Source organism: Caldivirga sp. MU80, from assembly GCF_001663375.1.
Lineage (GTDB): Archaea > Thermoproteota > Thermoprotei > Thermoproteales > Thermocladiaceae > Caldivirga.
In genome coordinates this window covers 1-5,528 of record NZ_LCTF01000056.1, presented here as the reverse complement: position 1 = coordinate 5,528, position 5,528 = coordinate 1, and the positions used below count along the sequence as shown (strand labels likewise).

General features: G+C 51.7%; 6 protein-coding genes and 1 pseudogene. 1 reads left to right on the top strand and 6 read right to left on the bottom strand.

Going from position 1 to position 5,528, the window contains the following annotated elements; translation table 11 throughout:
- Positions 1 to 328 precede the first annotated feature (328 nt).
- The 3 genes from AAX04_RS11270 to AAX04_RS11260 all read right to left on the bottom strand — a co-directional run bounded on the left by AAX04_RS11270 (position 329) and on the right by AAX04_RS11260 (position 2,446).
- On the bottom strand, positions 329 to 793 hold the full coding sequence (locus AAX04_RS11270) for a 30S ribosomal protein S17 (protein WP_084761508.1): 465 nt from the start codon (positions 791 to 793) through the stop codon (positions 329 to 331).
- An 11-nt stretch (positions 794 to 804) separates the two neighbouring features.
- Positions 805 to 1,233, bottom strand: coding sequence for a 30S ribosomal protein S19 (locus AAX04_RS11265; RefSeq protein ID WP_066798335.1), 429 nt, complete (start codon positions 1,231 to 1,233; stop codon positions 805 to 807).
- A 190-nt stretch (positions 1,234 to 1,423) separates the two neighbouring features.
- Complete coding sequence (locus AAX04_RS11260) at positions 1,424 to 2,446, bottom strand: alcohol dehydrogenase catalytic domain-containing protein (RefSeq protein WP_066798333.1); 1,023 nt, start codon at positions 2,444 to 2,446, stop codon at positions 1,424 to 1,426.
- A gap of 223 nt (positions 2,447 to 2,669) precedes the next feature.
- On the opposite strand from AAX04_RS11260, the gene AAX04_RS11255 reads away from it, so the two are divergent.
- Positions 2,670 to 2,894, top strand: coding sequence for a ribonuclease P protein subunit (locus AAX04_RS11255; RefSeq protein ID WP_156519845.1), 225 nt, complete (start codon positions 2,670 to 2,672; stop codon positions 2,892 to 2,894).
- Positions 2,895 to 3,530: 636 nt separating this feature from the next.
- Here the strand turns inward: AAX04_RS11255 and AAX04_RS11245 are convergent.
- The 3 genes and pseudogenes from AAX04_RS11245 to AAX04_RS12425 all read right to left on the bottom strand — a co-directional run.
- The gene (locus tag AAX04_RS11245) at positions 3,531 to 4,319 is read right to left on the bottom strand and encodes an adenosylcobinamide-GDP ribazoletransferase (protein ID WP_066798327.1); all 789 of its coding nucleotides are present in this window, start codon (positions 4,317 to 4,319) and stop codon (positions 3,531 to 3,533) included.
- Entirely contained in the window at positions 4,270 to 5,307 is a 1,038-nt protein-coding gene (locus AAX04_RS11240) for a histidinol-phosphate transaminase (RefSeq protein WP_066798325.1), read from the bottom strand. The genes AAX04_RS11245 and AAX04_RS11240 overlap by 50 nt, the downstream gene beginning before the upstream one ends.
- Before the next feature lie 33 nt (positions 5,308 to 5,340).
- Positions 5,341 to 5,528, bottom strand: a pseudogene (locus AAX04_RS12425) (RNA-guided endonuclease TnpB family protein); the annotation flags it as partial.

Sequence of the window (5,528 nt, the reverse complement as noted above, 5' to 3'; positions counted from 1 at the left end):
ACTGGTTAGGTAACCGTCTCTCCGGAGATGGTAGAGGTTTGTTGTCTCCACCGTCTCCTTCTCGACGGTCGCCCCAGGCCCCCTCACCGCAGTGGCTCCCGCCCTGTCGCCGGGGGTTCCTAGCCACTACGGATCTCGGGACCCCAGGGGCACTGTTAAGAAGTGCTAGAGTTAGTTTTTAAATCTAACTGGGGATTAACCATTAACAAAAATAAGCACTACAAATGATTATGAAAACCTAAACAGCCCCATTCTCAGGGTAAGGATTAAAGTTGAGTTGAAAAGCAAGCCGTTCAACCTAGTGAGAGGTGGTAAGGTTGCTTGCCTTTTACTGGCCTTGGTTCTGAAGCCCAATAACCTCAGGGTTAACTGTCGTAACGTCGTCCGGTCTCTTACCAAGGACTACGAACGATATGAACTTGGTAAGTGGCCTTACCTCACCTAATATCACCTGATCACCAACATTAACCTTTATGCATGGGGGTAAGTGGGCGTGTATATTCTTCCTCTTCCTAATGTACCTCTTGTATTTTGGTGAGTAGTGAAGCCACTCGTGCTGAACCACGACCTGCCCCATGTAGATGCTAACCACCCTACCCTCAATTATAGTTCCCCTAACCTTAACGTGCCCATGCCATGGGCACCTCTCGTCGTTGCAAACGGCCTTGGGTGGCAGTAGCCACGGTATCCCCACGTGCCTAACCCTAACCTTCTCGCCATTAGGCAGCATAACTACTTCCCCTGGTCTTGGCCTTTCCTGGAGCTCAACCACGAGTTTACTGGACTGCGCCATGAGTACTCACCTCACTTAGCGGCTATGTGTAGCGTTGACCTTGACGCCTTTAGCCCAGGTTCACCATGCTGAACTATCTTAGCCGTTAGGGCGAATTCCCCTAGGTAATGACCAATGTGCCATGGGGATATGGGTACTGGTATGAAGGTTATCCCATTGTAGACTTGTATAGTTAAGCCAACCATCTCGGGGAGTATTATCATGTCCCTGCAATGCGTCCTAACCGGGATAACCTTGCCCTTAGCTGCGAGCGCCTTGGCTTTCCTAATCTTCTCAAGCAGCTGCCTGTGGCATGGCCTAAGCCCCCTCCTCAGTGTTCGCCTCTGCCTTGCGGGGAGTAGCTTAATGAACTCGTTCATGGGCATCCTCATTAATTCATCGAAGGTGAAGCCCCTATACCTAAAGTTCTTCCACTCCTCCTGGGGGATGGGGGTTGGCATTATCCAACCCCTCCTACCCGCCTCAGCCCCCTCCTCAGCCTCAGCGCCGGCTGCAGCTGCAGGTGGAGCCGCCTCAGCAGCCTTGGCCGCCGGCTTGCCCTCAGCCTTCGTCTCAGGCTTCTTAGACATTACCACCCCAATATAGGTTCGCCTTTATAACCTTTACCTAGGCTCCTTGCCGTGGTTAACCCTAGGCCCACGGGTCAATCACTATCCTACCCAGGGCCTCACCCCTCCTCAACCTATCAAGCTCCTCGTTGATTTTACCTAAACTGGAGACCCTATCCACGATTACCTTAATCTTGCCCTCCGAGACGAGTTTAACGGCCTCAATCAACTCCTCGAGGGTGTTACCAACCGATGCGGTTATGGTGGCCTCCTTAACCACCAGGTCGAGTGGGTTAACCTCAAGCTTATCGAAGCCATACCCTATGAACACCAGCCTCCCCCTCCTGGCCAGCATCCTAACCGAGTTGTTCATGGTTTCCCTTGAACCCACCAACTCGTAAACCACATCCGCGCCCTTACCATTGGTTATTTCCTTAACCCTCTTCACCGCATCCTCAACCCTAGCGTTTATGACGTAGTCAGCGCCCAACTCCCTAGCCAGCCTAAGCTTCGAGTCGGTCCTACCCACGGCTATTACCTCGGCGCCGATCAACTTATTGTACTGGATTAAGGCAAAGCCCACCGCCCCAACCCCGTAGACAACCACGTAGTCGCCCACGTTGGGCATTGCCCTCCTGGTGGCGTGTATGGCTGTGGTCACGCTACACCCTATGGGGGCTGCCTGCTCGAAGGTTATGTTATCGGGTAGCTTCACAGCGTTCCTAGCCGGTACCTTAACGTACTGGGCATAACCTCCATCGGTTATGAACCCGTACTCGGCCTTGGGGTTTTCGCACAGGTTCTCCTCACCCCTCAGGCAGAACCTGCATCTACCGCAGCCAACGTAGTAGTAAACAATGACCCTGTCACCAACCTTAACCTCAGTTACCCCCGGCCCAACCTCCTCAATGGTCCCAGCTATCTCATGGCCAAGGGTGATTGGCGCAACACCCAGGTTAAGCACGCCATCGATGAAGTGAAGGTCCGTGTGGCAAACACCAGCGGCATTAACCCTAACGAGCACCTCCCCAGGGCCTGGGGCTGGTTTGGGGACCTCCTCTATGATTAGGGGTTTACCTGGCCCATAGAACCTGACCGCCTTCATCATAAATCACTGATTTCTATCCAATAACCGGCTTATTAAGCATACCTATTGGGCGTGGATGAGGCAAGGGTTTTAAAACCCACCCAACTTTAGGTATATCCCCGTAGGCGTGGGTGAGGGTGAGTTGGGGGATACCCCACCTGTGATCCCAGCCCCTCCGGGCGGGGTACATCCTCGGTCCTCAACCTAACACTTATTAGTGGAGTGGTGATCCAGCATTGTGGTGGTTAGGGTTGAATTAATTGACTGCAGGAATAGTAACATGAATGGGTTAAGGGGGCTTGTAGTTAACCATACCGAGGACACCATAAGCCTACTTACCGAAACAGGTAGAGTATTAACCATACCCATCGACTCCTGTAGGTATTATGTGTGGTTTGAAAACTGCACTAGATTAATGACCCATAGGGAACTAAGAAGGTTAATAAGGAGATTACCCAGTTCCTAACATTAGACCACCGTGACCCATGATGCTAAGTCTCGCCTTTTAGGGTGGTGTTGTTTCTTTGTTTGTTTAAAGTTTTAGTCTTTTGGTTGGTATTTTTGTTTCTGGTTATGTTTTAATTCCTCCTTTGCTTAGCTTTTCTTGGTGCTTGGGTTGGTGCCTCCGGGAGGGGGTTTCCTCGCCTTGGATGAGCCAGTGGGTCGATACCCCACCCTTACCACCAACCCAGGCACACCTTCCTCCTCCACTCCTAAATCGAAGGGTAGAGGTGGGAAATCAAGGAATGGGAATGAGGAAATGCGTACGGTTAGGCTTAGGCTACTGCCTAGTGGTGCCCAAGAATCAAGAGAGGACTCTACGTATGTGAAAAGCTAAAATCAATGCTGACTTAAACGCAGCAAGAAACATAGCAAAGAAAGCAAGCTACGAAACACCAATGCCAACAAAAATACTGAGCTTCATAGTCACTACTAACGGTGTGAAACCATTAACCCCCATGGAGGGGGCAACAACCAAGACCCCCAAGATTAAACCCCACCCCTCTAGGGCGAGGAGGGGGTCATTCACCCGTTGCGTATTTGATACCAACGGCTTGCGTCTTCATCACATGCTTAAGGCCCTATTCTCCTGGAAGTTCCATTAGCTGAGTGAGGCTGCGTAAATCATTATGGAGTAGATTACCAGTAATGTAACCTTACTTGACTCGAAGGAGAAGCCTAACACGTCACCGTTAACGAAGCCTAACCTTAAATTACTCAGTCTAGTCACCAGCAGTGCCACCACTATGGCTGTTAGTAGGCTAACCGGTACGAGTAGTATGAGGGTGGGTAAGTCCCAGTGGTATATGAGGGGTACAGCCGCTGTTGATACTAGGTAAATTATGGTTGATAACGCCAGGTTAACCCCACCCTTCGACCCCATCACAAATAGTTTACCAACCCCAGACTCACCCGGCTTACCGAGGTGGGCTGTCATGAACATTGCATATGCCGCCGATGATTCGGCGATGGGTAAGGTTACCATAGCCACTTTACCCATTGATGAAACTGAGGAGTAAACCAGGACCAGGTCTATTAGGCCGAGGGCCAGTGCAAAGGCCCCCCTATGTGGGTCCTTAAGCACCCTAACAGCCTCCTCCCCCCTCCTACCCGTTAGCAGTACTTCACCGAAGTCCAGGAAGCCGTCCATGTGTTGGAAGCCATTGATAATGTACATTAACGCCACGGCTAATGCAACTCCAATTGGCCTACTGATCAGTAGTGGTGGTGTTGAGAGTAAACCCTCAATTAGGCCTATGAGGGGTGTCCAGTAGAAGTGCCTTGGGGCCAGGTTAAACTCACCCCCGGCGGGTATTATGGTTAGGAAGGTTAGTAGGCTCCTAAACCCTGCTAAGGATTCCCTTAACCTCGCTGATAAGCCTCTCCTCATGTTCAACACCCCTCACCGCTATCCTAACGTGCCTACCCCCAAGTCCAATGAAGCCCCTGGGGGTTCTAATTGCAATACCCCTATTAAGCAATTCCCCGTAAAGCCTCTCGGCATCAATCGGCGCCTCGGCCAGTATGAAATTTGCCCTAGAGGCGTATACCCTGAAACCCAGTTCACTAAGGCCATTAACCAGGAACTCCCTAAGCCTAGGTATCTCAGTCCTCGACTCCTTTAGGAAGGCTGAGTAGGCCTCGGCGTATTTGCCATAAACCCCCTTAACAACTTCATCAGCACAGTTGTTCACGTTCCACGAGGGTAGTATGGCCCTCACCAGCTCCACTAGGTGGTCATTGGTTGAGTACAGGTAGCCTACCCTCAACCCAGGTAGTCCAAGCTCCTTAGTTAAGGACCTAACCACAACCACCTTACCATGGCCACTACCCATTAGGCTCATGGATGGGTCGTCAGATAGGTTAATGTAGGCCTCATCAACTATGAGTAAGCCGGCGGCGTCAGCAATCTCAAGTAGCTCATCCCTGCCGTGTAGGGTACCCGTTGGGTTACTTGGATTGCTCAGAAGCACCACCTCACCCTCCCCAGCATTCACGTCGCCGAGGGTGAATGATGATTCACCGTGGGGCATAACATGGTGGGTAACCCTAAAGCCAATAAGCCTGCAGTAATCCTCAAACTCAAGGTCACCGTAGTTGGGTGAAACAATGACGCACCCCCTTAAACCAAGAAGCCTAGCTGCCATTAAAGAGGCGTATAGGCCCTCAGAGGCGCCGTTGGTGGGAACCACGTCATCCTCATTAACGCCGTTGAACCTGGCTATTGCAGCACGTAGCTCGGTGTAGTAGTAGTCTGGGTATGTTGAGTAGTCGCATCCCCTAATAAGTTCAATGGCGAATCCTGGAGGGGCCAGTGGGTTTAGGTTGGAGCTGAAGTCCAAGATACCTGGCTTGGCTAACCCACCATGAATCTTCATTGAGGTACCACCTAAGGTGGTGCCGAATGTGAGCTACCCCGCCCCTGGAAGGGGTGGGGTTTCCCGCTTCCTTGCCCCACCTTGCCCGTGGCCGAGGGCTACGGGTAGTGGGTGGAGCTCCACGGGCACTGCGGCTGGCTCCCAGCCTGCCCTCCTTAAGTGATTGAGGGTGGAATTATAATCCCTATCGGCTTTCCAACCGCACTTGGGGCATTTGAAGA

Coding starts and splice junctions, on each gene's coding strand:
- AAX04_RS11270 (WP_084761508.1), bottom strand. CDS start 793: ATGGCGCAGTCCAGTAAACTCGTGGTTGAGCTCCAGGAAAGGCCAAGA.
- AAX04_RS11265 (WP_066798335.1), bottom strand. CDS start 1,233: ATGCCAACCCCCATCCCCCAGGAGGAGTGGAAGAACTTTAGGTATAGG.
- AAX04_RS11260 (WP_066798333.1), bottom strand. CDS start 2,446: ATGAAGGCGGTCAGGTTCTATGGGCCAGGTAAACCCCTAATCATAGAG.
- AAX04_RS11245 (WP_066798327.1), bottom strand. CDS start 4,319: ATGAGGAGAGGCTTATCAGCGAGGTTAAGGGAATCCTTAGCAGGGTTT.
- AAX04_RS11240 (WP_066798325.1), bottom strand. CDS start 5,307: ATGAAGATTCATGGTGGGTTAGCCAAGCCAGGTATCTTGGACTTCAGC.